This is a genomic window from Pseudooceanicola algae (assembly GCF_003590145.2).
In the GTDB taxonomy this organism is placed as follows: domain Bacteria; phylum Pseudomonadota; class Alphaproteobacteria; order Rhodobacterales; family Rhodobacteraceae; genus Pseudooceanicola; species Pseudooceanicola algae.
The window spans coordinates 2,439,022-2,463,860 of the sequence record NZ_CP060436.1; the positions used below are offsets into that span (position 1 = coordinate 2,439,022).

A 24,839-nucleotide genomic window follows, 5' to 3' on the forward strand; every position below is an offset into this window, starting at 1 on the left:
CGCCGGAGGGCATGAAACCTGCATGGGACGGGGGAAGCAACTCCCTCCTCCCATCCTGTGCTCGGTATTGGGCCAGGCTATCCCTTGCCGCCCCGGATCTGCTCGCGTGCCTCGGCGCCAAAGTGATCCGCCATGGCGGCAATGTCGGAGGGCGGCGAGGTCGAATTCATCAGCGCGCAGGCATTGGTCGCATGCTGGAAGATCGAGCCATCCGAAAAGAAACTGGTGTTGGTGACGAAGATGACCTTGGTCGCGGGCTGGCGGTAATTGGCGAAATCCGCAATCGCCAGCGCCGAGCCCTGATCCAGAACGAGGTCCAGCACGATCACGTCGTACTCCTCGTTCCGCAGGCATTCGATGGCCGCATCCTGCCCGTGGACCAACCGGGCCATGCTGCCGTTGCGATCGAAATGGCGCTTCCAGATCCAGCCAAGCTGGGTTTCGCTTTCCACGATCAGGACCCGCATCGGGTCAGGCCGGGCCGCAAGAGCGCCGCTTTCATCGATCAGTTTGGCGGTCTGCAGGCCGGGCACGGGCCCCTGCAACGCCGGACCCAAAGCGGGCAGCCCCCCCGGCACGGAAACGCCGCCGTCGCCCGCCACGTTTTCGGTCCCGCCAGCACGCGCAGCCTGATCGTCATTGCCCTTGCCGCAGTCAGTCCCCGATGCCTCGTCTCCGCCCTTGCCCGGCAGGGACGACCCCAGACCTTCCGGCGCCAGGTGGTCGGGGATCGAGCGTTTACGGTAACCGATCAACGGGCGCTCCTCTTCCTTTCACACGCGGCTTTTGCGTGCCTCGCAATTACGGACTTGGGGTTACGGTTTGTTAAGTTACTATCCCGCCGAATGGCTAACAAACTCTTAACAATGCCGCGCGCGAAGCCCCCGGCGTTAAGAGTTTGATTTTCTGCTATTTCTGTTAGAAACAGCGCCGAATGCCCGTCACCGGGCTACTACCGGAGAGCTGCATGACGACCTGGATCACCATCTGCGACACCTGCAAGACCGAAGGATGGGATGCCGAAACCGCGCAGGCCACGGACGGCGAATCGCTGGCCGATCTGCTGGAACCGCTGGCCTCGGCGCGCGGGGTCCGCACCCGGCGCGTCTCCTGCCTGATGGGCTGCAACCAGGGCTGCAACGTGGCGATTCAGGGAGCCGGGAAACTGTGCTACACGCTTGGGCGGTTCCTGCCTGAACCCGAAGCCGCCGAGGCCATCGCCGACTACGCCCTGCTGCACCAGCAAAGCGCCAGCGGGCAGGTCCCCTACCGCGACTGGCCGCAGGGGGTCAAAGGCCATTTCGTCACCCGCCATCCGCCGCTGCCCGACGCCGAAGCCAATGCCGAAGCCGACAAGACATGACCTCTCGACCCAAGGCCGACGGCCCGCGCGATCACGGCGGCAATCTGGACGCGGCCATTGCCCGGTTCGGCGGGGCGCGCGAAGACTGGCTCGACCTGTCCACGGGCATCAATCCAGTGCCCTACCCGCTGCCCGATTTCCCCGCTGGCAGCTGGACAGCCCTGCCCGATCACACCGCGCAAGATGCCCTGCTAAAGGCCGCCCGCCGCTTCTGGTCCCTCCCCTCCGAGGCCGCGATCCTCGCCGTCCCCGGCGCCTCTGCCGCCATCGCGCATCTGCCGCTTCTGGCCCCTTCCGGCACGGTCCACATCCCTGCGCCCACCTATAACGAGCACGCCGCCAGCTTTGCGCGCTGCGGCTGGCAGATCAGTGCGCAGGACAGGCCCGACGCCACCGCCCGCGTCCTTGTGCACCCCAACAACCCCACCGGCGCCTTTCACGATCTGCCCGGCGCCGGCCCGCTGACCGTGATCGACGAGAGCTTCTGCGACATCGCGCCGGATCGCTCCCTTGTCGACCATGCGACCCACCCCAACACCTTGATCCTGAAAAGCTTTGGCAAGTTCTGGGGCCTCGCGGGTCTGCGCCTCGGCTTCGTCATCGCCGCTCCCGACATGATCGCCCGGCTGGCCGACATGCTCGGGCCATGGCCCGTTTCCGGCCCGGCGCTGGAGGTCGGTCGCCGCGCCCTGTCGGACCCCGACTGGGCCGAAGCAACACGCGCGCGCCTGACGCGGGACGCCGCCCGAATGGACGCGATCCTGGCCGCCGCCGGTGCCACGATCCACGGCGGTACACCGCTGTTTCGCCTATACGATTGCGACGATCCCGAAGCCCTGCAAACCCATCTGGCAAGCCATTGGATCTGGAGCCGCACCTTCCCCTATTCCGGCCGCTGGATCCGTCTTGGCCTGCCGCCCGAACCCGGTTTCGCCCGCCTTGAACAGGCCATGGCATGAGCACCCCGCTTATCCTGTTCTGCGCCCTGCTGCTCGACGCCCTGCTGGGGGAACCCGCCTGGGCCTGGGCGCGCTGGCCGCATCCGGCCGTGCTGATGGGCCGGTTGATCGGCTGGGCCGACACCCGGTTCAACCAAGGCGGCCTGCGCCGCCTCAAGGGGGTGCTGCTGGTTTTTGCGCTGATCGTCACGGGATGGCTTGCGGGCGGCCTGATCGCCGCTTTCGGCTGGCTGCCGCAGCTTGTCGTCGCCGCGATCCTGCTGGCGCAGAAATCGCTGATCGACCATGTCCGCGCCGTGGCCGACGGGCTGCGCATGTCCCTGCCGCAGGGCCGGCGTGCCGTCGCCCGGATCGTCGGTCGCGACACCAAAGGGATCGAGGTCCCTGCCGTCGCCCGTGCCGCCATCGAAAGTGCCGCCGAAAATGCCTCGGACGGAGTCGTGGCCCCGGCCTTCTGGTTCCTGATCGGCGGGCTACCGGCCATGCTGATCTACAAGCTGATCAATACCGCCGACAGCATGATCGGCCACCGCACCCCCCGCCATGCGCAGTTCGGCTGGGCAGCCGCCCGCATGGACGATCTGCTTAACCTTTTGCCCGCGCGACTCACCGCCCTGCTTCTGGCGCTTCTTTCGGGATGTCTGAACAATTGGCCACAGATTGCACAGGACGCGCGCCTTCACCGCTCTCCCAACGCCGGCTGGCCCGAAGCGGCGATGGCCCGCGCGCTTCACGTCGCGCTGTCGGGTCCCCGCGCCTATCACGGCGAAATGCAGCCGCTTGCCTGGATCCACCCCAAGGGCAGCCGCAGCCCCGGCCCCGCCGAAATCGACTCCGCCTGCGCCCGGCTCTGGCAGCTTTGGGCGGCGCTTCTGGCGCTCTGCCTCCTGCTCTGGCTGATCGGCGCAATCCTGTAGTTTGCCGGATCGTTCCGGCCTGCTACCTTCGTGCCAACCATGCAATCGGCACCCAGCCCTTGCCCACCGGAGGACCACCCATGACCATCCGCAGCCTGATCGCCAGCCTCGCGCTGGCGCTTCCCGCCCCGGCGCTTGCGCAAAGCTGCGGTGGCAGCTTTTCCGGCTTCATCCAGGGCCTTGCCAGTGAAGCAATGCAACGCGGCCATGCCCAGGCGACGGTGCAAAGCTTCTTCGCCGGTGTCGCGCAAGACCCCAAGGTGCTCGAAGCGGACCGGCGCCAGGGTGTCTTTCAGCTGGATTTCACCAGCTTCGCCCGGCGCCTGATCTCGCAGAACCGGATCGAGACGGGGCAAGCCAAGGCCCGACAATATGCCTCTGTCTTCGACACGATCGAGCGCAGCTACGGCGTGCCACGCGGCATCCTTCTGGCCTTCTGGGCCTTTGAAACAGATTACGGTGGCTTCCAGGGCGATTTCAACACGCTGAACGCGCTGGTCACCCTGTCGCACGATTGCCGGCGCCCGGAATTGTTCCGGCCTCAGGTATTCGCGGCGCTGGAGCTCTACGAAAAGGGCGACTTTTCCCCCGGCGGCACCACCGGCGCCTGGGCGGGCGAAATCGGCATGGTACAGATGCTACCGGGCGACATCTTGGAAAACGGGGTAGATGGCGACGGCGACGGCCATGTGCGGCTGAAAACCTCGCCCCCGGATGCGCTGATGTCAGGCGCAAAGATGCTGCGCGGCCTCGGCTGGCAGCCCAATCAACCCTGGCTGCAGGAAATCCGCCTGCCCGCGCAGATGGACTGGGCGCAAACCGGCCTGACCACGACCAAAGGCGCCAGCGACTGGCAACGCCTTGGTGTCACGCCCCGGTCAGGCCAATGGCAGGCCAGCAACCTGCCCGGTTCGATCATCCTGCCGCAGGGCCGCAACGGACCGGCCTTCCTTGCCTATCCGAATTTCTCGACCCTCTTCGAATGGAACCAAAGCTTCACCTATGTACTGACCGCCGCCTATTTCGCGACCCGGTTCTCCGGCGCACCCGTGTTCGATGCTGGCAACCCGGCACCCGGGCTGTCGGGGCAGGACATGCTGTCCCTCCAACGCAAACTGGTCGCCATGGGCTACGACGTCGGCGCGGTCGACGGGATCCTTGGCGAAAAGACCCGGGAAAGCGTGCAATCCGTCCAACAGCGCCTCGGCCTTCCCGCAGATGCCTGGCCGACGCAGGACCTTCTGAACAGGCTCTAGGGGAAACAACCCGTCCCGCCTCCGCAGAAAACAGCGAACCAAAACGCGCTCTTTATCATCTGGCCGAAAATACTTCGGGGGAGGCGTCAAAGCGCGCAGCGCTTTGGCGGTGGGGGCGGAGCCCCCCTGATCACGCAACCAGCGCTTCGGCCTTCTTGAGGTCGACAGACACCAGCTGACTGACGCCCTGTTCCTGCATCGTAACGCCGAACAGCCGATCCATGCGCGCCATCGTCACCGCGTGGTGCGTGATGATCAGAAAGCGGGTGTTGGTCCGGCGGCACATCTCGTCCAGAAGGTCGCAAAACCGCGTGACGTTGGCGTCATCAAGCGGCGCGTCGACCTCGTCCAGCACGCAGATCGGCGCAGGTGTGACAAGGAAGACGCCAAAGATCAACGCCAGCGCCGTCAGCGTCTGTTCACCGCCCGACAGCAGCGACAGGGTCGACAGCTTCTTGCCCGGTGGCTGGCACATGATCTCGAGCCCGGCTTCCAGGGGGTCATCGCTTTCGACCAGTACAAGGCTGGCTTCGCCGCCGTTGAACAGATGGCGGAACAGGGTCGAGAAATTGGCATTTACCTCTTCGAAGGCGGCCAGCAGCCTTTCGCGGCCTTCCCGGTTCAACCCGGCAATCCCGTGGCGCAACTGGCGGATCGCCTCTTCGAGGTCGGCTTTTTCGGTGACCAGCGTGCCGTGTTCCTCGCGCACTTCGGTGGCGTCCTCCTCGGCCCGCAGGTTGACCGCACCCAGCGCGTCGCGCTGGCGTTTCAGGCGGTTCACATCGACCTCGATCTCGTCCGACGCGGGCATGGACTCGGGGTCTGCGTCCAGGCTTTCCAGAAGCTGCTTCGGCGTCATTTCCTGCGCCTCGGCGATGCGTTCGGCGGCATGGGTCACGCCTTCGGCGGCGGCATCGGCGCGGGCCTCGGCGCGGGCGCGGGCCTCGCGCGCTTCCGAGGCAAGGCGCTCTGCCTCGCGTTCGGTGGCGACGGCTTCGCGCAGGGCGGCCTCGGCGCCGGTCAGCTTGTCGGTGGCCTCGGTCTTGCGGCGGTCGCAGGTCGTGATCTCGGCGCTCAGGGCGGCATGTTTGGCGTCCAGTTCTTCCGGCGCGGCCATGGCGTCGTAAAGCTGATCCTCGGCCTCTTCCCGGCGTTCGTCCAGTTCCGCGATCCGGCGGTCCGCGCTGTCGAGGCGGTGACGCCAGCCGCTGACTTCCTTGGTGATTTCCTGACGACGCTTGGTGCGCGCCTCGCCTTCGCGGCGGATCTCGTCATGGGCAGCGCGGCGGGACATCATCGCCATCCGCGCGGCTTCCACAGCCATGCGGATCTGTTCAATCGCCGCGCGGGCGTCTTCAAGGTTCTCGAGCCCCGCCACAGCCTTTTCGGCATCCTTGACCTGAGACCGCGCGGCCATGGCTTCGTCTTCGTGACGCGCCACCGCCAGCCCGAGAGATTCCAGCTTGCTGGCCGCAAGATTGCGATCGGCCTCGGCGCGGCTGAGGCGACGAGCCGCTTCGGCCAGGCCGCGGTCGGCTTCGGCGCGGGCCTGCCGGGCGGCCTTGTCCGCCGCCGACAGGTCGGCAAGGCGCGCCGACAGGCCTTCGTGGGTGGCACGGGCGTCTTCGGCGCGGGCCTCGGCCTCGGCCAGTTCACCGCGCAGTTCGGCAAGCCGGTTCATCTGTTGCAGCCGCAGCGCGGCGGCCGAGGGCGCGTCTTCGGCCCAGGCGCGGTAGCCGTCCCAGCGCCAAAGGTCGCCATCCCGCGTGACCAGCCGCTGACCCGGTTTCAGCGCCGCCTGAAGGGTCGCGCCCGTCGCTGCATCGACCAGCCCGATCTGGGCGATCCGGCGCCCCAGCACGCCCGGCACCGTGACATGATCCGACAGCGGCGCGGCCCCGTCGGGCAAGGCCTGCGCACTGTCGTAACCCGGTAGATCGACCCAGCCCGAGGGCCCGTCGCCTGCCACCAGCGGCGCCTTCAGGTCATCGGCCAGCGCCGCACCCAGAGCCTTCTCGAAGCCGGGATCGACCCGCAGGCTGTCGAGGATCTGCTTGCCATCCCCCGCCTCGCGATCGACCAGCCGCGCCAATGAGCGGACCTGGGCATCAAGCGCATTCACTTCGCCTTCTGCCGAGGCACGGGCGGCACGGGCGTCGGCCTCTTCGGATTGCGCATCCGCGCGGGCATCTTCGGCTGCCGACAGGGCCTCTTCGGCGGCTTCAGCGGCTTCGCGTGCCATGTCTTCGGCCTCGACCGCCTCCTCGAAGGTTTCGCCGGCCAGTTCGGCACTGTCCCGGGCGGCAGAGACCGCAGCGCGGGCTTCGCCCTGTTGCGCTTCGCTGCGCGCCAGGGTCTTGCGGCTGTCCTCCAGCAGTCGATGCGCCGATTGGTGGCGGGCCGACAGGCGGGCGACGTCTTCGGTCAGCTGCGACAGGTCCGCTTCGCGCTCTGTCAGGACCGAGGCGGCCTCTTGCGACAATTCCGCCGCTTCGGCCAGCCGGTCGGGATGGCCGTCATGGGCCTTGGCGATTTCGCGCGCTTCCCAGTCGAGCCGTTCGATGGTCTCGCCCGCATCCTTGTTGAGCCCGGCTTCGCGTTCCCGGTCGCGCACAAGCTGCTCGATCCGGGATTTCAGCGTCACGATGGTCTGGGCCGCGCGGTCCTGCTGTTCCTTCAGCGAATCCCGCTCGACGATCAGGCGTTGCAGGATGGCGGCAGCGATGGCCTGATCCTCGCGCAGCGGCGGCAGGCCTTCTTCGCCGGTGGCGCGGGCAGCCTCGGCCTCGCGCGCGGCACGTTCGGCGGCCGAGGCGGCGGTGGAACGGGTACGCAATTCGGTCAGCGCGGCATTGCGCGCCTCGTCCGCTTCGCGCCAGCGCCGATAAAGCAACATGCCCTCGGCGCGCCGCAGATCGGTACCGATGGCCCGATAGCGCGCCGCCTGCCGCGCCTGACGGTCCAGCGTCGCCAATTGCTGAGCCAGCTGTTCGATCACGTCGTCGACCCGCAGCAGGTTCTGTTCGGCCCCCTTCAGCTTCAGCTCGGCCTCGTGGCGACGCTGATAAAGGCCCGAGATCCCCGCCGCCTCTTCCAGAATGCGCCGCCTGTTCTTGGGTTTGGCGTTGATCAGCTCGCTGATCTGCCCCTGACGCACCAGCGCCGGACTATGCGCGCCCGTCGAGGCATCCGCGAAAAGCATCTGCACATCGCGCGCCCGCACGTCGCGCGCATTGGCCTTGTAGGCGCTGCCCACGTCGCGGGTGATCCGGCGCACGATCTCGATCTGGTCTTCGTCGTTGAACCCCGGTGGCGCCAGCCGGTTGCGGTTGTCGATATGCAGGCTGACCTCGGCAAAGTTCCGCGCCGGGCGGGTGGCGGCCCCGGCAAAGATCACGTCCTCCATCCCGCCGCCCCGCATGGCAGTCGGGCGGTTTTCCCCCATGACCCAGCGCAGGGCCTCCAGCAGGTTGGACTTGCCGCAGCCGTTCGGCCCGACAACGCCGGTCAGCCCGTCGTGGATGATCAGGTCGGTCGGGTCGACAAAGCTTTTGAAGCCGGTGAGCCTGATGCGGGAAAAGTGCAAAGCCTGAGCCTTTCACGGGTTGTGATGATTCCGAGTATGGTCCCGACTCTGCGGACCCAACTGCGGCCTGTCAACGAAGACACCGCAGCATACGGTAGCGTTTCAGCACTTTTCCACAAGATATTGCTCACCCGCCCCGCAATCTCCGCTGCCGCAGGCGCGCTTTCGCCCGCGCCGGCCCCGCGATTCGCCTTGACGGCGGGTCGGGCAATGGGCACCACTAAGCCGGTACGGTTCCCCCGACCGGGCGCAAAGCGCCCTGGGGGTGAAACGGGAATGCGGAACGGGCGACCCATGCAGGGGCCCGATAGCCGCAGCCGCCCCCGCGACTGTGACGCGGCAAGCGGGACTGAAACGCCACTGGGTTCGCCCGGGAAGGCCAGTTCCGCGCCAGAGCCGTCAGCCAGGAGACCGGCCGTACATGTGGAAACCAACGCAAACCGTCGGGTGTGACGGTGAAGGAGAGTACAAACATGACGACCCAGGTCCAGCAGACGACAACCGTCGGCGCCAAGAATACTTCCAGCCTCCTGGCGCCGGTAGCAGCCATCCTCATTGGCGCTTCCGTGGTCATGATCGCCGGCTTCTCGCATGCGGAAACGCTGCATGACGCGGCCCATGACGTGCGTCACGCAACCGGCTTTCCCTGCCACTAAGCCATGTTCAGCAAAATTTTTACCAGCGCGTTGTTCGCTGGCTTCCTCGCCGGGCTGATCGCCGCGGCGTTGCAACTCGTGTTCGTCGAGCCCGTCCTGCTTCATGCCGAGCTTTACGAGGGCGGCACCCTTGTCCATTTCGGGGCCGAAGCGGTCAGCGCCCATCAGGATCTTGGGCCCTTCGACATGGTCCGCAACGGGCTGAGCGTGCTGTTCATGGCGCTGGTCTATGTCGCCTATGCGCTCGCGCTGGTGGCCTTCATGTCCATCGCGCAGGACCGTCACGGCGCGACCATCGACGGCCGGCACGGGATCCTCTGGGGCATCGCGGGCTTTGTCACCGTTCATATGGCCCCCGCCTTCGGCCTGCCGCCGGAACTGCCCGGCGTCGCCGCCGCCGACCTGCTGCAACGCCAGATCTGGTGGGGCTGCACGGTGGTGGCTACGGGGGCAGCGCTCTGGCTGGTCGCCTTTGGCAAGGGTCCCGTGGCCTGGGGCATCGCGGTCCTGCTGCTGCTGGCCCCGCAGGTGATCGGCGCGCCGGAACCCGATGTCTTCATCGGCCCGGTCCCGCCGGAGCTTGGCAGCCATTTCGCCAGCCGCGCGCTTGGCGTCGGCCTTGCCGCCTGGGTGCTGACGGGTCTTTTCGCCGGCCACTTCTGGCAGCGCGAGACGGCAAGCGGCGCAGCCCGTGCGGCCGCCTGACTGCGCGCCAGTCGCTCTGGCGCCTTCGCAGAACACCCATCGTCCTGCCCGCCTCTGAAAGGACGGTGCGTGCCACTGCGCGCCGTCCAACCGACCTTCAAGGATCCGATACGATATGAAAAACCAGTTTCTCATGCTGATCATCGGGCTGTTCTTCGGCGCCGGCTTCGGCTTTCTGATCTCGGCCGGCCCCCTGCCGTCGGGACATGACCACGCCAGTCACGAGGGCCACCACGTCACCGCCCCCCCCGCCGCCCCCGAAGACATCACGCCCGCCGCCGCTCCGGCCGGCATGTCCCCGATGATGCCCCATGACCATTCCGATACGGCCGAGAACGGCGCCCCCGTCAGCGTCGATTTCGAGGCCTTTGCCGAAGGCGAAGGCAGCGTGAACCTGCATATCCTGACCACGGATTTCCGCTTTGCGCCCAACGCGGTGAACACCATGCCGAAGACGGGCGAAGGTCATGCCCATGTCTACGTGGATGGGGAAAAGATGGCCCGCGCCTATGGGCCCTGGATCAACCTGACCGGCCTTGATCCCGGCAAGCAGGTCACGATCCGCGTGACCCTGAACGCAAACAACCACCAGCCGCTGACCCAAGATGGCACACCGGTGGAAGCCTGGCACAGCCTGGTGGTCAAGTAACCGATGCCCCGCCTGCTGCCCCCAAGCCCCGGATCACGCCGGGATCCGGCCGATCAGGCAATGGCGCAACGCGCCCATCGGACGGGCGTCCTCGATCCGGCCCTTCGGCGCGGCGCGGTAAAGCCGCAGAAATGTGACAAGATCCGGCGCCATTGCCGCGCTGACCCCGCCGAACAGGTAGGCCTCGCGCCCCGGTTCGCGGATCGCCAGCGCACCGCCTTGGGCGCAGGCGTTCATGCAGGGCACCAGCCGCAGGGGTTCGTCCCCGACCAGCGCCCCAAGCGCCTCGTACAATGCCACACCGCCCTCGCAATTCGCACATACGGAAATCACGGCATCCCCCTTTTCAGGCCTCATGTCCGGCCCCGTCCCGCAGGCCTGCCCTGCGGGACGGGGCATTGATACGCCAAACCCGTCCATTCAGAAAGACAGCACCATGCCCGCCAAGATCCAAGCCACCGTCATCACCGGTTTCCTCGGCGCCGGAAAGACCACCCTGATCCGCCATCTGCTGGCCAATGCCGGTGGCCGGCGGATCGCGCTGATCATCAACGAATTCGGCGATCTCGGCGTTGATGGCGACATCCTCAAGGGCTGCGGCGATGCCACCTGCCGCGAGGAAGACATCGTCGAGCTGTCCAACGGCTGCATCTGCTGCACCGTTGCCGAAGACTTCATCCCCACGATGGAGGCCCTGCTGGCCCGCCCCGACCGTCCCGATCATATCGTGATCGAAACCTCGGGCCTCGCCTTGCCGCAACCGCTGATCCGCGCGTTCAACTGGCCCGCGATCTCGACAAAGGTGACGGTGGACGGCGTGGTGACCGTGGTCGATGGCAAGGCCGTGACCGAGGGCCGTTTTGCCCATGACGAAACCGCCGTGGCCGCCGCCCGGGCCGCCGATGACAGCATCGACCATGAAACCCCGCTGGCCGAATTGTTCGAGGACCAGCTGGCCTGCGCCGACATGATCGTGGTGAACAAATCCGACCTGCTGACCTCGACAGAGCTGAGCAGCACCATGGAGGCCCTGAAATCCGGCGCCCGCGCCTCGGTTCAGCTGGTGTCTTCGGCCATGGGCGCCCTGCCTGCCGATGTGCTGCTTGGCATGCAGACCGGGGCCGAGGCCGACATGGAGGCGCGGCACGAGGTCCATCATCATCACCACCACGACGACGACGCAGAGGACGATGATCACCACCACCATCATGACCACGATGATTTCGAAAGCTTCGTCGTCACCCGCCCCGAAATCACCGACCCCAAGGCGTTCTGCCTGCAGGTCGCCGAGGTCATCCGTGCCCACGACATCCTGCGACTGAAGGGCTTTGCCGCCGTCACCGGCAAGCCCATGCGCCTGACCATCCAGGCGGTCGGCCCACGCATCGACAGCTATTTCGACCAGCCCTTCGGCAGCACCCCGCGCGAAACCCGCCTGGTGGTGATCGGGCAGGCCGGCCTTGACCGCGCCGCCATCGAAAAGGCGCTGAGCGCATGATCACCGTCACCCCTGCCGCCGCGACGGACCCGGAGGCGGTCCGGCTTCTCGATGCCTCGCAGGCCCTGATGAAACAGCTTTACAAGCCCGAGGAAAACAATTTCCTCAGCCACGCCGCGCTCAGCCGCCCGGATATCCGCTTTTTCCTGGCCCGCAGCGGTGACGAGGTTCTCGGCTGCGGCGCCCTGCAGATCAAATCCGGCTATGGCGAGATCAAGAGCTTCTACACCGACGAAGCCGCCCGTGGCCGTGGCGTCGGCTCGGCCCTGCTGACCCGGATCGAAGACGAAGCCCGCGCCAATGCCCTGCCCATCCTGCGCCTTGAAACCGGTGACGCCCTTGCGGCGGCCTGCCGTCTTTACGAGGCAAGGGGATATGCCCGCTGCGGCGCCTTCGGCGATTACGCGGACAATGGCGTGTCGGTCTTCATGGAAAAGACGCTGCCCCCGGCACAAGCGGACGCCGGATAGCGCTTTAATCCTGTCAGAAATACTCCCGCCGGAGGCTCCTGCCCCCTCCTTCCTCCGGCGGCCCGATCAAAGGCGCTGTCGATGCATCTTCTTGCCGCTTCCCCCGGACGAATAGAGGACGGAAACGAGGCGATCGACCTCGCCCAGACGCCCGCCGATCTGGTGGTGCTCTCGGCCGCCGATACCGAACTGGCCGCGTTGTCGCAGGCCCGCGCGGCGCTGGCCAATGCGCCTTCGCTGCGGCTGGCGCGGATCACAGACCTGTCGCACCCGATGTCGGTCGACCTGCATTTGGAAAAATGTGCAGGCGCGGCCCGGCTGGTGGTGGCGCGGGTCCTCGGGGGCACGGGCTATTGGCGCTATGGGGTCGAACAATATGCCGCGCGCCTGCACGAGGCCGGCATCCCCTTTGCCGCCCTGCCCGGGGACGACAAGCCCGACCCGGAACTGCGCGCGCTCTCGACCCTGCCGGATGAGGATTACGACGCGCTCTGGGCCTATCTGGTCGAAGGCGGGCCGGAAAATTCGACCCGGTTCCTCGGCTATTGCAAGGCGCTGCTGGAAGACGGTGACAAGCCTGCCCCGGCGGCCCCGCTGCTGCGCGCCGGGCTTTACTGGCCCGGACGTGCCGCGCCGGACCTGTCGGACCTGCGCGCCCGGTGGACGCCTGGCGGGGCCTGCGTGCCGCTGGTCTTCTATCGTGCGCTGATGCAGGGCGCGGGCCTTGCCCCCGTCGACGCGCTGATCGCCGCGCTGCGCGATCAGGGGCTGAACCCGCTGCCGGTCTTCGTCGCCTCGCTCAAGGATCCGGTTTCGGCCGCTACCCTGGACCAGTTGTTCGATCAGACCCGGCCCGAGGTCATCCTGAACTGCACCGCCTTCGCCACCGGGTCGCCCCAGGGCATGGGCGGCACGGCGGGCGCGGGGGGCCGAAACCCCTTTGCCCTGCCCTCGGCCAATGATGCGCCGGTGTTTCAGGTGGTGCTGGCCTCAACCGGGGAACAGGCCTGGCAGGACAGCACCGCCGGGCTTTCGGCCCGCGACATCGCCATGCATGTCGCCCTGCCCGAGGTCGATGGCCGCATCCTGAGCCGTGCCATCGGCTTCAAGGGCAGCGACCACCACGACGAAGCCACCCAATGCACCATCGCGACCTATTCGGCGCGGCCCGACCGGGTGCTGTTCACTGCGCGGATGGCGGCGAACTGGATCCATCTGCGCCGCGCAGCCCCAGACCAGCGGCGCGTCGCGCTGATCCTGGCCAATTACCCCAACAAGGACGGCCGGCTTGCCAATGGCGTCGGCCTCGACACGCCCGCCGCGACCGTCCATGTGCTGAACCTGCTTGCAGAGGCGGGGTATGACATCCGCGACCGGCCCGCCGACGCCGAGGCGCTGATGCAGGCGATCCTTGCCGGGCCGACCAACTGGCTGACCGACCGTGCCGAAACCACCGGCGGAGAGCCCCTGTCACTGGATCGCTATCGCGCCCATTTCGACACCCTGCCCGAAAGCATGCATCAACAGATCCTCGACCGCTGGGGCACGCCCGAGCAGGACCCGTTCTTTGACCCCGACACACAGGCCTTCAAGCTGTCGATCCTGCGCCATGGCCATGCGGTCATCGGAATCCAGCCCGCCCGAGGCTACAACATCGACCCCGAACAGACCTATCACGCGCCCGACCTTGTTCCGCCGCACAATTACCTCGCTTTCTACATCTGGCTGCGCGAGGTCTTCGGCGCCCATGCGCTGGTCCACATGGGCAAGCACGGCAACCTGGAATGGCTGCCCGGCAAGGCGCTGGCCCTGTCCGAGGCCTGCTATCCCGAAGCCGTCATGGGCCCGCTGCCCCATGTCTATCCCTTCATCGTCAACGATCCCGGCGAGGGAAGCCAGGCCAAGCGCCGCACCGCCGCCGTCATCGTCGACCACCTGACCCCGCCCCTGACCCGCGCCGAAAGCTATGGCCCCCTTCGGGATCTCGAGGCGCTGGTGGATGAATACTACGAAGCCGCCGGGCTTGATCCGCGCCGCATCGACCACCTGCGGCGCGAGATTCTGGCACTGACCTCGGTTACGGGGATCGACAAGGACGCAGGCTTTACCGGGGATGCGGACAGCGACCTTGCGCGGCTGGACGGCTGGCTTTGCGAGTTGAAGGAGGCGCAGATCCGCGACGGCTTGCACATCTTCGGGCAAAGCCCTGAAGGCGCGCTGTTCCGCGACCTGCTGCTGGCGCTGGTGCGCATTCCGCGCGGCGATGGCAAGAGCGGTGATGCGGCCCTGCCGCGCGCCCTGGCTGCCGATCTGGGTCTGGCCTTCGACCCGCTGGATTGCGACATGGCGGCCCCCTGGGCCGGCCCGCGCCCCGACGTGCTGACGGCCGTGTCCGACGACAGCTGGCGCAGCCACGGCGATACGGTCGAACGGCTGGAGCTTCTGGCAAGCGGGCTGGTGGCGCAGTTGCTGGACACCGGGGCAGATACCGGCGTGGGCAAGCAGACCGCAGCGGTGCTGACACATATCCGGGATCAGATCGCCCCGACCCTGGCGGCTTGCGGACCGGCCGAAGGGGCGGGCCTCCTCACCGCCCTTTCAGGGCACTTCCTTGCCCCGGCGCCGTCCGGCGCGCCCACCCGCGGGCGGCTCGACACGCTGCCAACGGGGCGCAACTTCTATTCGGTCGACAGCCGCGCGGTGCCGACCCCCACGGCCTGGGCGCTTGGGTGGAAAAGCGCCAACCTGCTGATAGAACGGCATCTGCAGGATCAGGGCGACTGGCCGCGCGCCATGCTGCTGACCGCCTGGGGCACTGCCAACATGCGCACCGGGGGCGACGACATCGCCCAGGGACTGGCCCTGATGGGGGCAAAACCGCAATGGGATGCCGCCAACCGCCGCGTCACCGGGTTCGAGATCCTGCCCCTGACGGTCCTCGACCGGCCGCGCGTCGATGTCACGCTGCGGATCTCGGGCTTTTTCCGCGATGCCTTTCCGCAACTGATCGCCCTGTTTGATTCCGCCGCCCGCGCAGTGCAGGCGCTGGACGAGCCCGAGGACATGAACCCCGCCGCCGCCCGTGCCCGAGCCGGGGAGGCACAGTCGCGGATCTACGGCGCCAAGCCCGGGGCCTATGGCGCAGGCCTGCAGGCACTGATCGACGAACGGATCTGGAACGACCGCGCCGATCTGGGGGCGGCCTATCTGGAGTGGGGCAGCTATTCCTACGGCGCGGCGGATGAGGGCAGCCGTGACAGCGACGGGCTGAAGGCGCGGCTGCGCGAGGCGGATGCCATCGTGCAGAACCAGGACAACCGCGAACACGACCTGCTGGACAGCGATGATTACTACCAGTTCGAAGGCGGTGCCGCCGCCGCCGTCGCCAGCCTGCAATCGCGTGACGTACCGCTGTATCACAACGACCATTCGCGCCCTGAACGCCCGGTGATCCGCACCCTCGACGAAGAAATTTCGCGCGTCATGCGGTCCCGCGTGGTGAACCCCAAGTGGATCGAGGGCGTCAAGCGCCACGGCTACAAGGGCGCCTTTGAAATCGCCGCCACGGTCGATTACCTTTTCGCCTTCGCCGCCACGACCCGCGCGGTGAAACCGCATCATTTCGACCTGTGTCACGAGGCGTTCCTAGAGGACGAGGCAACCCGCCACTTCATCGCGGACAGCAATGCCCCGGCGCTGGCCGAAATCGCCACCCGTCTGATCGAGGCGATCGAGCGTGACCTTTGGCAGCCGAAATCGAACTCGGCCCGCGCTCTGCTGGAAAGCCTTGCACGGGGGAAAACCCCATGACCCCGCGCCGCCTGTCCGCCACCGCGCCGGAACTGCCCGCAACGCTGGACCTGCTGCGCCGGGCCTTCGCCTGTATGGAGGGACGGATCGACCCGCCCTCGTCGCTGACGCGCATGGATCTGACGGCCCTGACCCACGAGGCCGCGCAGAAAGAGCTTTGGATCCTGCCCGGTGTTGGCAGCCCGGCGGCCTGCATGATCCTGACGCCGCAAGTCGATGCGCTTTACATCGGCAAGCTGGCCGTCGCGGAAAAGGCGCGTGGTCAGGGACTGGCCCGCCAGTTGCTTGACCTTGCCGACAGCCGTGCAAGGGCCCTGGGCCTGCCCCGCCTGCGGTTGCAGACCCGCGTGGAACTGACCGAAAACCACGCCACCTTCACCGCGCTCGGCTTTGCCGAAACCGCGCGGACCTCCCATCCCGGTTACGACCGGCCAACCTCGCTCACCTACGAGCGCCCAGTTCAGGAGCACAGCCGATGACCGACGACAGCGACCGCCACAATTCCAAGATGGCCAAGAAGAAGGCCGCCCGTGACAAGATCATGGCGACCAAGACCGACGAAAAGGGCCTGATCATCGTCCATACCGGCAAGGGCAAGGGCAAGAGCACCGCCGGCTTCGGCATGATCTTCCGCTGTATCGCGCATCAGATGCCCTGCGCCGTGGTGCAGTTCATCAAGGGCGGCATGTCGACCGGGGAACGGGACCTGATCGAAAGCCGCTTTGGCGATATCTGCCAGTTCCACACCATGGGCGAAGGCTTTACCTGGGAAACCCAGGACCGCGACCGCGATGTCGCCGCCGCCCGCGCCGCCTGGGAAAAGGCCAAGACGCTGATCCGCGATCCCGCAAACCGCATGGTTCTGCTGGACGAGATCAACATCGCGCTGCGCTATGATTACATCCCGCTTGAGGAGGTCCTGAGCTTTCTCACCACCGAGAAGCCCGAGATGACCCATGTGGTCATGACCGGTCGCAATGCCCGCGACGAACTGATCGAGATCGCGGATCTGGTGACGGAGATGGAGCTGGTCAAGCACCCCTTCCGCGCCGGGATCAAGGCGCAGATCGGGGTCGAATTCTGACTTCTGAGGGAAGGTTTCAGGGGGCGGCGCGAGGTTTGCGCCCGCCCCGTGTACCCGGCCCCGCCAAGCCCCCCGAAAACGCGAAGACCCGGCCTGAGCCGGGTCTTGCGAAACAGTTGACGGCGTGAGGGCCGGAAAGGCGCCTTAGTTCAGGCGCGCCTTCACTTCGTCAATGGAGCTGTCGATCATGCTGGAGGCCTTGTCGCCGGCCACCTGCTTGCCGATGATGTCCTGCGCCGCGGCGATGGCAACGGCAATGGCACGGTCGCGGACTTCACGCACAGCGGCCTGTTCGGCGCTGGCGATCTGTTCCTCGGCTGCTTTCAGGCGCCGCTGGATGGTAGTCTCCAGATCCGCCTTGGCCTGCTCGGCCGCATCGGCGGCTTCGCCCTTGGCCGAGGCGACGATGCGGTCGGCCTGTGCCTGAACTTCCTTCTGCTTGCGCTCGTAGGAGGCTAGCAGCTTCTGGGCGTCTTCGCGCAGGGCGCGGGCTTCGTCCAGTTCCGAGCTGATCGAAGCGGACCGCTTGTCCAGCAGCCCCGCGATCAGGCCCGGCACCTTGAAGTACACCAGGATGGCGATGAACAGGAGGAAGGCCAGAAGCACGATGAAGTTCGTGTTGCCGGTCGAGAAGAACGGGCCGGTCGCGGCGAAGGCCGGCGATGCGACCAGTCCGAGCGCGGCTGTCAGGGCAATCTTGCGCATCGCTTATCCTTTCATCCGGTCGGTGACGACCGCGTCGACTTCGGCACCATCGGTGCTGAACCCGAGGGCCGCGACGATTTCGGCTGCGGTGTCCTTGGCGACGGTTTCCGCCGCCTCCAGCGCACCAGAGCGGATTTCGGCAATGGCGGCTTCGCCTTCGGTCACCTTGGCGGCGATCTGGGTATCGGCCGCGGCAATCGCCACGTCCAGATCTGCCTTGATCTCGGCCCGTGTGGCCTCGACGATCTTGGCGGCCTCGGACCGGGCATCGGCAAGGGCCTTGTCGTAGGCGGCTTCCGCCTCCTGGGCCTTTTGCTTCAGCTCTTCGGCCTGGGCAATGTCATTTGCAATCGTTCCGGCGCGATCGGCCAGAACGGCACCCAGCCGTGGCAGAGCCACGCGGGACAGGATCAGGTACATCACAACAAGCGTGATGATCAGCCAGAAGATCTGGTTGCCCCAGGTCGAGAAATCGAGCTGCGGCATGCCTGCGGATTCTGCTGCGTGCCCTGCGGCTTCGGCAGCGTGACCGGCGGCGTCATGCGTTTCGGTGGCCATCTTGCCTCTCCCGGGAACTGGATCTGGTAGTCAATTTACCACGGGTGAGCCCCCGAAGGGACCCACCCGGCGTAAGGATCTGTTCCGGTCGTTCTTAGACGGCGAACATCAGCAGCAGAGCGACGAGGAACGAGAAGATCCCCAGAGCTTCTGCAAAGGCCATGCCGATGAAGAGCGTTGCAGTCTGCGAAGCGGCTGCCGAAGGGTTGCGGAGTGCGCCGGACAGGAAGTTGCCTGCCACGTTGCCCACACCCATTGCTGCGCCGCCCATGCCGATGGCGGTCAGACCAACACCGATGTACTTGCCGAGTTCTGCGATATCGCCTTCCATGTCGTGTTCTCCTTACGTTGGAATTGGCTGGAATTGGTTCGTAGGCTGCGCCCTTGGACGCAGCTTACGCGTCGGGTCAGTGCGCCGGATGCAGGGCATCCTTCAGGTAGACGCATGTGAGGATCGTGAAGACATAGGCCTGAATGAAGGCCACCAGCAGCTCCAGCCCGTACATGCCGGTGATCGCGATGATCGAAACCGGGCTGACGGCGGCAACTGCGGCAAAGGCCGCAAAGACCTTGATGACGGCGTGGCCGGCCATCATGTTGCCCGCAAGCCGGATCGAATGGCTGACAGGGCGCACGAAGTAAGAGATGACCTCGATCACGGCCAGGATCGGACGGATCGCCAGCGGCGCCGAGCTGACCCAGAACAGGCCCAGGAACTGGGCGCCGTGCAGGACAAAGCCGATGATCGTGACGGTCAGGAAGACCGCCAGCGCCAGAACCACGGTCGTCGCGAAATGCGAGGTCGGTGTGAAGGCGGCCGGCAGCAGACCCAGAAGGTTGGCCAGCACGATGAACATGAACAGGGTAAAGATATAGGGGAAGAAGCGGATCGCATCCTTGCCGGCGACATCTTCGACCATCTTGTAGACGAAACCGTAGGCCATTTCGGCAATCGACTGCGCGCGGCTCGGCACCCGGTTGCGCCCCGAGGTCCCCAGGACCATCAGAAGCAGCATGGCGACAACGCCGATCGCCATCCAGAGCGTCGCGTTGGTGATCGTGTACCAATGCACCGGGCCGTCGCCGAACAGCGGCGTGACGATGAACTGATCCATCGGGTGGAACAGCATCTCTTCGGCCTGATGAACAAAGAAGCTGATCCCGAGAATGGCAACAACGACCGCAAGGAAGACCAGCTTCCGAGCGCCACCAGTATTCTCAATATCCTGAGCCATCTTTGTCCCTCGTCTCTTTCCCAGCCGGCCCTGCCGCGGGAGGTTCTTTCGTCATGTCCCGGGCGGTGCCCAGCATCACCTTGATGCCGGCGGCAAAGCCCAGAAGGGTGAAGAGGATCATCATGAACGGCGCGATGCCGAAGACCCAGTCCAACCCGTATCCTATCGCGAAACCGACCAGCAGGCCGGCGACGAGTTCAGTCACCATGCGCCAGCCCATCTCGGCCGATCCAAAGTGACTGCCCCCGTCCGAAGACCCCGCCTTGCCTGCATCCCCCTTGGCTCTGGCGATCCGATCTTCCAGATCGGTCATCCTGGCCTTGTGATCGTCCGGTAAGTCGCCGGTGCGATCGGGTTCTGTCATGCCGGTGGTCGTCCCCGTTTGGTTACCGGTTTGCTAAGGCGCGCACCCCTCCGAGTCAAGCAGGCGCTACGGCGCGGTGGATGGCCGTCAAGCCCCGGAAAATGAAGGTTTTTATCCGCCCTTAATTCCTGTAAAATCATGCGTGTCACGCCCCAGCCTGCCGCCTGGGACCCCAAAGTCATAATCAACCTTTCGGTTGAACGTGGTTTTGCCCGGCTTTTCAGGCCCCTCTGCGCGCGCCAAAGCTCAACCAAGCGGTTGAGCGTTCCGGTTGACGGCGACCCTGCGTCGGCTCTAATGGGCGACATGGTTGCTTCCCTGGATCACGTCTTTGCCGCGCTTGGCGACCCGACCCGCCGGGCGATCCTGTCGATGCTTCTGGAAGACGACATGGCCGTCACCGATGTGGCCGACCCCTTCGAGATCTCGCTGGCGGCGATTTCCAAGCACCTCGCCATCCTCGCCAATGCCGGGCTGATCAGCCAGGAAAAGCGCGGCCGGGTGAAATGGTGCAAGCTGGAACCCGACGCCCTGCGCGAGGCTTCGGTCTGGATGCAGGGCTTCGGGCAGTTCGAGCCGGTGAACCTGGATGATTTCGAACGCTTCCTTGCCGCCGAACTGTCCGGGGATCTGGAAGTCGAGCCGGAAGACGCTCCGGCAAAGGCCCCCCGCGAAGACACCGCGCGCGGCTAGTCCTTCAGCAGGATCAGCAGGGCGACGACCGTCAGGAAGATGCCGCCAAGGATCATCACCGGCGGCAGGCCCCGGCCCAGCACGACTTCGTACAGGATCACCCAGCTTGGCACGAGGTAGGTATAGGCCATGACCTTGGCCGACTTCAGCCGCAGACTGGCGTATTGCAACAGCACTCCCGTCACCGCCGAGGCAACGACCGCCGTGTAGACCATCGTCAGCCAGACGATCGGCGGCAGGGCCAGCCAATCGGTCGCGCGGATCTCGGGCCAGGCCCAGATCACCAGACACAACGCCCCGGCGCTGAGCGTGCCGAAGGTAAAGACCAGCGGTGCCTCGCCCCGGTTCAGCCTTGGCACCAGAGGCGCGTAGATCGCATGAGCCAGGCAGCCGATGAAATAGATCTGCTCTCCGCGCCCCAGCTCGAACCGGGTCAGCGCGCCGATGTCGCCCCGGAAGATCACCCAGACCGCCCCCGCCGCGCCGATCACCAGCGCAAAGGCCATGCGTCGGGTCGTCACCTGCGCCATGATCAGCCAGCCGAAGCCCGCCGCCATCAACGGCACCAGCGTGAACACCGCCGAGGCAGAAACCGGCGCGGCGGTGCGCAGGCCTTCGAACATTGTGACGAAATAGACCGAAAAGATGCCGCCAAGCAGCAGATAGCGCCAGGGTGCGCGGAACTGGTCGCGGCGCAGCCCCGTGGCGCTGGCCAGCCCGCCCAGTACCGCCGCCGCAAGCACGAAGCGCAGGGCGGTGAACGCCCCGGAATCGACATGCGGGATGGCCAGCGCCCCGAGGATGAAAGAAGCCGAGACCAGCGCCGAGAAGGCCAGCATCGCCAGGTGCCCGCGTGCGGCCTGGCCCGGTCCGGCCAGCGGTTGCGGCAGGCTCAAGGCTGTTCGTCTCGCAGATGCGCGGTGTGGTCCTTGAGGAAATTCAGGAAGGCCTGCACCTTGGTCGTGCGATGCAGGTCCATGTGGGTCACCAGCCACAGGCGGCTGTCCCATTCGTCCAGCGGGGGGTGGACCTCGACCAGGTCCCGGTTCTCGGCGCATTCGAAGGTGCCAAGAAAGCCAAGGCCGACCCCGGACAGCACCGCCTCGCGGTTGGCGCGCAGATCGCCGGAGCGGAACACCACCTGATGCGTCGGGACATTTTCGCGCATCCATTGCACGAAGGGCGCCCGGCTGCTGGGATCGTCCATCCCGACAAAGCGATGTCCGGCCATCCTGCCGGGTATCTTGGGCATGCCGTATTTCTCGATATAGCTCCTGGAGCCGTAGATGGCACTTTTCAGCCGCAGAAACGGCTGCACCACGTTGTCGGGCTGCTGTGGCGGACTGCCGGCGCGGATCGCCACATGGGCCTCGCCATATTCCAGGCGGAACAGACGTGAGGAGGTCAGATAGCGCAGCTCCACATCCGGGTAGGCGGTCTGGAATTCCGACAGGATGGGCACCAGAAGCTGGTTCAGCCCGCCGATGGTGGTCACCACCAGTTCGCCTGCGACCTCGTTGCCGCGTCCCTTGATGCGGGCGGAAAGCTGGCTGAACTGATCGTCGGTGGCCTGGGCCACGCGCAGCAGGTCCTGCCCGGCTTCGGTCGCCGTGTAGCCGCGTGTGTGGCGCTGGAACAGCTTCACACCCATCCGGCGTTCAAGCGCATCGATATGGCGGATCACCGTTGCGTGGTGCACGCCCAATACCTCGGCCGCCCCGGAGACCGTACCAAGACGGGCCACCTGATAGGCGGTGCGGATCTCGTCCCAATTATCCATGGCAGACCTGTGCAAAAGAAAACGTCCAGACCGGATCAATGCGTGTTTCGTGCGCCGATGCAAGGGAGAAGCCGCAGGACCGCCCCGCTGCCGTAAAAGATGGAACCCTTTTGACCGCCCTGCGTTGATTTACAGATTTATGCATGAGCCCCAAAAAAACCACCCGCCATCCGCCGAGAGACCCATGACCTACAATTCCCCTACGTTTACCCCCGCCGGAATACTTGGCCTTGGCCTTTCTGCCACTGCCACGATGATCTCAGCCGGATTGCTGCAATACGGTCGCTTCCTGCCGCGCGCCCTGCGGGCCTCGTCCCGGCGCCTGTCGGTGCCGCGGGCCCGCGCCTTTTCCGAACCCGTTTCGGCGCCGCTGGACGACCCGATGCATGGCGCGCACCCCGGCGTGGTGATGGCAAGCACCGTTGTGTCGAGCACCAGCAACGACAAGGATGCGACAGAGGCCGGGCCGATCACCGAAGAAACCCACGCCCCGCATGACGGCAAGACCGACAAGGCCGCCGATCCCGACGCCAAGCAGACCCCGCCGGACCGCGCCGAGCCTCTGGTGGAACACAACCACGACCACAAGGACGACTGATCCCCTCCGGTCCTATCGGCATCAATTTCGAATGACACGCGACCGCCCCCCGACCGGGGCGGTCTTTCTTTTGTCGCACCTTCGCCGCCCCATGATACCCCTGATGCCCTTTTGCAAAAGGCTCCGGCGGTTGACTCGGGCGGTCCGCGGGCGTAAAGGCTGCGCTCAAATCCCGGAATCCGTATCGATTCCGGTCCCATCGCCTTTGCGGGGATCGCCACCAGTCAGCGCGTCGCGCCCACTGGTGCCCTTGGTCTTTGCGCCGGTTATGGTTACGTCTTTAACCTCTCCCATTCAAATGGGGGCTATCTTGGCAAAGGGCCTGAGGAGGGCCGGGGCATGTTTGAAAATCTATCCGAACGCCTCTCCGGTGTTTTCGACCGACTGACCAAGGCCGGCGCCCTGTCAGAGGACGACGTGCGCACCGCCCTGCGCGAGGTCCGCGTGGCCCTGCTGGAGGCGGATGTTTCCCTGCCCGTGGCCCGCGACTTCATCAAGTCCGTGGAAAAAAAGGCGACCGGCCAGGCCGTGACCAAATCGGTGACCCCGGGTCAGCAGGTGGTCAAGATCGTCCATGACGAACTGATCGCGACCCTGACCGGCGCCGAAGATCCGGGCAAGCTGAAGATCGACAACCCGCCCGCGCCGATCCTGATGGTCGGCCTGCAGGGCTCGGGCAAGACGACGACCACCGCCAAACTGGCCAAGCGCCTGAAGGAACGGGACGGCAAGAAGGTCCTTATGGCCTCGCTGGACGTCAACCGCCCGGCGGCGATGGAACAGCTTCAGATCCTCGGCGCGCAGATCGGTGTCGACACCCTGCCCATCGTCAAGGGCGAGGACCCGGTGGCCATTGCGCGCCGTGCCAAGACCCAGGCCGGGCTTGGCGGGTACGACGTCTACATGCTCGACACCGCGGGTCGCCTGCACATCGACGCCGAGCTGATCCAGCAGGCCGCCGATGTCCGCGACGTGGTGAACCCGCGCGAAACGCTGCTGGTGGTCGACGGGCTGACCGGTCAGGTCGCGGTCGAGGTGGCGACGGAATTCGACGACAAGATCGGCGTCTCCGGCGTGGTCCTCACGCGGATGGACGGCGACGGGCGCGGCGGCGCGGCCCTGTCGATGCGCGCCGTCACCGGCAAGCCGATCCGCTTCGTGGGTCTCGGCGAAAAGATGGAGGCGCTGGAAACCTTCGAACCGGAACGGATCGCGGGCCGCATCCTCGGCATGGGCGATATCGTCGCCCTGGTCGAGAAGGCGCAGGAAGTGCTGGAGGCCGAACAGGCCGAGCGCATGATGAAGCGCTTCCAGAAGGGTCAGTTCAACATGAACGACCTGAAGTCCCAGCTTGAGCAGATGCAGAAGATGGGCGGCATGGAAGGCATCATGGGCATGATGCCCGGCATGGGCAAGATGGCCAAACAGGTGCAGGACGCCGGTTTCGACGACAAGGTCATCACCCGTCAGGTCGCGCTGATCCAGTCGATGACCAAGAAGGAACGCGCCAACCCGCAGATCCTGCAGGCCAGCCGCAAGAAACGTATCGCCGCCGGTTCCGGCCAGGAGGTCAGCGACCTCAACAAGCTTCTCAAGATGCACCGCCAGATGGCGGACATGATGAAGAAGATGGGCAAGATGGGCAAAGGCGGCATGATGAAACAGGCCATGAAGGGGATGTTCGGCAAGGGCGGCATGCCCGGCGGCATGGACCCGTCGCAGATGGACCCCAAGGCCCTGGAAGAGGCCGCCAAGGCCATGGGCGCAGGCGGCATGGGTGGCGGCAAGCTGCCCGGCGGCATGCCCGGTCTGGGCGGCGGCGGTGGTTTACCCCCCGGCCTTTCGGGCTTTGGCAAGAAGAAGTGATCGCCGCGCGCATCATATCCCCAAGGGCCCTGGCCTTGTCGCACTTTGGCGGCGACTTTGACGTGTCTTGTTCCTTCCGGCCCTGCG

Annotated in this window: 25 protein-coding genes and 1 riboswitch; of the genes, 15 read left to right on the plus strand and 10 right to left on the minus strand. The window is 66.0% G+C overall.

Going from position 1 to position 24,839, the window contains the following annotated elements; genetic code table 11:
- Positions 1 to 77: 77 nt before the first annotated feature.
- The gene (locus PSAL_RS19345) at positions 78 to 755 is read right to left on the minus strand and encodes a DNA-binding transcriptional response regulator (protein WP_331274407.1); all 678 of its coding nucleotides are present in this window, start codon (positions 753 to 755) and stop codon (positions 78 to 80) included.
- A 212-nt stretch (positions 756 to 967) separates the two neighbouring features.
- On the opposite strand from PSAL_RS19345, the gene PSAL_RS11410 reads away from it, so the two are divergent.
- From PSAL_RS11410 to PSAL_RS11425, 4 genes are all read left to right on the plus strand, one after another.
- Positions 968 to 1,363, plus strand: a complete 396-nt coding sequence (locus tag PSAL_RS11410; RefSeq protein WP_119837622.1) for a DUF1636 family protein — start codon at positions 968 to 970, stop codon at positions 1,361 to 1,363.
- Positions 1,360 to 2,322 carry a threonine-phosphate decarboxylase CobD gene (gene cobD / locus PSAL_RS11415; protein WP_119837621.1) on the plus strand — a complete coding sequence of 321 codons (963 nt, stop codon included), beginning with the start codon at positions 1,360 to 1,362 and terminating at the stop codon, positions 2,320 to 2,322. The genes PSAL_RS11410 and cobD overlap by 4 nt, the downstream gene beginning before the upstream one ends.
- A complete protein-coding gene (cbiB, locus tag PSAL_RS11420) occupies positions 2,319 to 3,239 on the plus strand; it encodes an adenosylcobinamide-phosphate synthase CbiB (protein ID WP_119837620.1) in 921 nt (306 codons plus the stop codon). Before cobD ends, cbiB begins: the two co-directional genes overlap by 4 nt.
- Positions 3,240 to 3,319: 80 nt before the next feature.
- Positions 3,320 to 4,495, plus strand: a complete 1,176-nt coding sequence (locus PSAL_RS11425) for a lytic murein transglycosylase (protein ID WP_119837619.1) — start codon at positions 3,320 to 3,322, stop codon at positions 4,493 to 4,495.
- 130 nt (positions 4,496 to 4,625) lie between these two features.
- On the opposite strand, the gene PSAL_RS11430 is transcribed toward PSAL_RS11425, so the two are convergent.
- Positions 4,626 to 8,081 (minus strand): chromosome segregation SMC family protein, encoded by a 3,456-nt coding sequence (locus PSAL_RS11430; protein WP_119837618.1) that lies wholly within the window; start codon positions 8,079 to 8,081, stop codon positions 4,626 to 4,628.
- A 214-nt stretch (positions 8,082 to 8,295) separates the two neighbouring features.
- Positions 8,296 to 8,515: riboswitch (cobalamin riboswitch) on the plus strand.
- 39 nt (positions 8,516 to 8,554) lie between these two features.
- Between PSAL_RS11430 and PSAL_RS11435 the strand changes: the two genes are divergently transcribed.
- From PSAL_RS11435 to PSAL_RS11445, 3 genes are all read left to right on the plus strand, one after another.
- Entirely contained in the window at positions 8,555 to 8,737 is a 183-nt protein-coding gene (locus PSAL_RS11435) for a CbtB domain-containing protein (protein WP_119837617.1), read from the plus strand.
- Positions 8,738 to 8,740: 3 nt separating this feature from the next.
- A complete protein-coding gene (locus PSAL_RS11440; RefSeq protein WP_119837616.1) occupies positions 8,741 to 9,442 on the plus strand; it encodes a CbtA family protein in 702 nt (233 codons plus the stop codon).
- 115 nt (positions 9,443 to 9,557) lie between these two features.
- Positions 9,558 to 10,091, plus strand: a complete 534-nt coding sequence (locus PSAL_RS11445) for a hypothetical protein (RefSeq protein WP_196941850.1) — start codon at positions 9,558 to 9,560, stop codon at positions 10,089 to 10,091.
- Between the two features lie 33 nt (positions 10,092 to 10,124).
- Here the strand turns inward: PSAL_RS11445 and PSAL_RS11450 are convergent, their stop codons facing one another.
- A complete protein-coding gene (locus tag PSAL_RS11450) occupies positions 10,125 to 10,448 on the minus strand; it encodes a DUF1636 family protein (RefSeq protein WP_196222846.1) in 324 nt (107 codons plus the stop codon).
- Between the two features lie 79 nt (positions 10,449 to 10,527).
- Here PSAL_RS11450 and cobW point away from each other — a divergent pair, with 79 nt between their 5' ends.
- From cobW to cobO, 5 genes are all read left to right on the plus strand, one after another.
- A complete protein-coding gene (cobW, locus tag PSAL_RS11455) occupies positions 10,528 to 11,589 on the plus strand; it encodes a cobalamin biosynthesis protein CobW (RefSeq protein WP_119840268.1) in 1,062 nt (353 codons plus the stop codon).
- Positions 11,586 to 12,059, plus strand: a complete 474-nt coding sequence (locus PSAL_RS11460) for a GNAT family N-acetyltransferase (protein WP_119840269.1) — start codon at positions 11,586 to 11,588, stop codon at positions 12,057 to 12,059. The genes cobW and PSAL_RS11460 overlap by 4 nt, the downstream gene beginning before the upstream one ends.
- A gap of 81 nt (positions 12,060 to 12,140) precedes the next feature.
- On the plus strand, positions 12,141 to 15,869 hold the full coding sequence (gene cobN, locus PSAL_RS11465) for a cobaltochelatase subunit CobN (protein WP_119840270.1): 3,729 nt from the start codon (positions 12,141 to 12,143) through the stop codon (positions 15,867 to 15,869).
- Positions 15,866 to 16,348, plus strand: a complete 483-nt coding sequence (locus tag PSAL_RS11470) for a GNAT family N-acetyltransferase (RefSeq protein WP_119840271.1) — start codon at positions 15,866 to 15,868, stop codon at positions 16,346 to 16,348. Before cobN ends, PSAL_RS11470 begins: the two co-directional genes overlap by 4 nt.
- Positions 16,345 to 16,953: a cob(I)yrinic acid a,c-diamide adenosyltransferase gene (gene cobO / locus PSAL_RS11475; protein WP_119840272.1), complete on the plus strand. Its 609-nt coding sequence runs from the start codon at positions 16,345 to 16,347 to the stop codon at positions 16,951 to 16,953. The genes PSAL_RS11470 and cobO overlap by 4 nt, the downstream gene beginning before the upstream one ends.
- 144 nt (positions 16,954 to 17,097) lie before the next feature.
- Here cobO and PSAL_RS11480 read toward each other — a convergent pair whose 3' ends face one another.
- The 5 genes from PSAL_RS11480 to PSAL_RS11500 form a co-directional block, all read right to left on the minus strand.
- Positions 17,098 to 17,658 (minus strand): F0F1 ATP synthase subunit B, encoded by a 561-nt coding sequence (locus PSAL_RS11480; protein ID WP_119840273.1) that lies wholly within the window; start codon positions 17,656 to 17,658, stop codon positions 17,098 to 17,100.
- A gap of 3 nt (positions 17,659 to 17,661) precedes the next feature.
- Positions 17,662 to 18,216: a F0F1 ATP synthase subunit B' gene (locus PSAL_RS11485; protein ID WP_119840274.1), complete on the minus strand. Its 555-nt coding sequence runs from the start codon at positions 18,214 to 18,216 to the stop codon at positions 17,662 to 17,664.
- Positions 18,217 to 18,310: 94 nt separating this feature from the next.
- On the minus strand, positions 18,311 to 18,547 hold the full coding sequence (locus tag PSAL_RS11490) for a F0F1 ATP synthase subunit C (RefSeq protein WP_010142019.1): 237 nt from the start codon (positions 18,545 to 18,547) through the stop codon (positions 18,311 to 18,313).
- 76 nt (positions 18,548 to 18,623) lie between these two features.
- Complete coding sequence (locus tag PSAL_RS11495) at positions 18,624 to 19,346, minus strand: F0F1 ATP synthase subunit A (RefSeq protein ID WP_231388687.1); 723 nt, start codon at positions 19,344 to 19,346, stop codon at positions 18,624 to 18,626.
- 88 nt (positions 19,347 to 19,434) lie between these two features.
- Positions 19,435 to 19,815 (minus strand): AtpZ/AtpI family protein, encoded by a 381-nt coding sequence (locus PSAL_RS11500; protein ID WP_119840276.1) that lies wholly within the window; start codon positions 19,813 to 19,815, stop codon positions 19,435 to 19,437.
- Between the two features lie 306 nt (positions 19,816 to 20,121).
- On the opposite strand from PSAL_RS11500, the gene PSAL_RS11505 reads away from it, so the two are divergent.
- The gene (locus PSAL_RS11505) at positions 20,122 to 20,508 is read left to right on the plus strand and encodes an ArsR/SmtB family transcription factor (RefSeq protein ID WP_119840297.1); all 387 of its coding nucleotides are present in this window, start codon (positions 20,122 to 20,124) and stop codon (positions 20,506 to 20,508) included.
- Here the strand turns inward: PSAL_RS11505 and PSAL_RS11510 are convergent.
- Both PSAL_RS11510 and PSAL_RS11515 read right to left on the minus strand, forming a co-directional pair.
- Positions 20,505 to 21,404 (minus strand): DMT family transporter, encoded by a 900-nt coding sequence (locus PSAL_RS11510; RefSeq protein WP_269212575.1) that lies wholly within the window; start codon positions 21,402 to 21,404, stop codon positions 20,505 to 20,507. The genes PSAL_RS11505 and PSAL_RS11510 overlap by 4 nt on opposite strands.
- Positions 21,401 to 22,288: a LysR family transcriptional regulator gene (locus PSAL_RS11515; RefSeq protein ID WP_119840277.1), complete on the minus strand. Its 888-nt coding sequence runs from the start codon at positions 22,286 to 22,288 to the stop codon at positions 21,401 to 21,403. Before PSAL_RS11515 ends, PSAL_RS11510 begins: the two co-directional genes overlap by 4 nt.
- Positions 22,289 to 22,472: 184 nt before the next feature.
- Between PSAL_RS11515 and PSAL_RS11520 the strand changes: the two genes are divergently transcribed.
- The gene (locus PSAL_RS11520) at positions 22,473 to 22,886 is read left to right on the plus strand and encodes a hypothetical protein (protein ID WP_147407654.1); all 414 of its coding nucleotides are present in this window, start codon (positions 22,473 to 22,475) and stop codon (positions 22,884 to 22,886) included.
- Positions 22,887 to 23,225: 339 nt separating this feature from the next.
- A complete protein-coding gene (gene ffh / locus PSAL_RS11525) occupies positions 23,226 to 24,752 on the plus strand; it encodes a signal recognition particle protein (RefSeq protein ID WP_119840279.1) in 1,527 nt (508 codons plus the stop codon).
- Positions 24,753 to 24,839 lie beyond the last annotated feature (87 nt).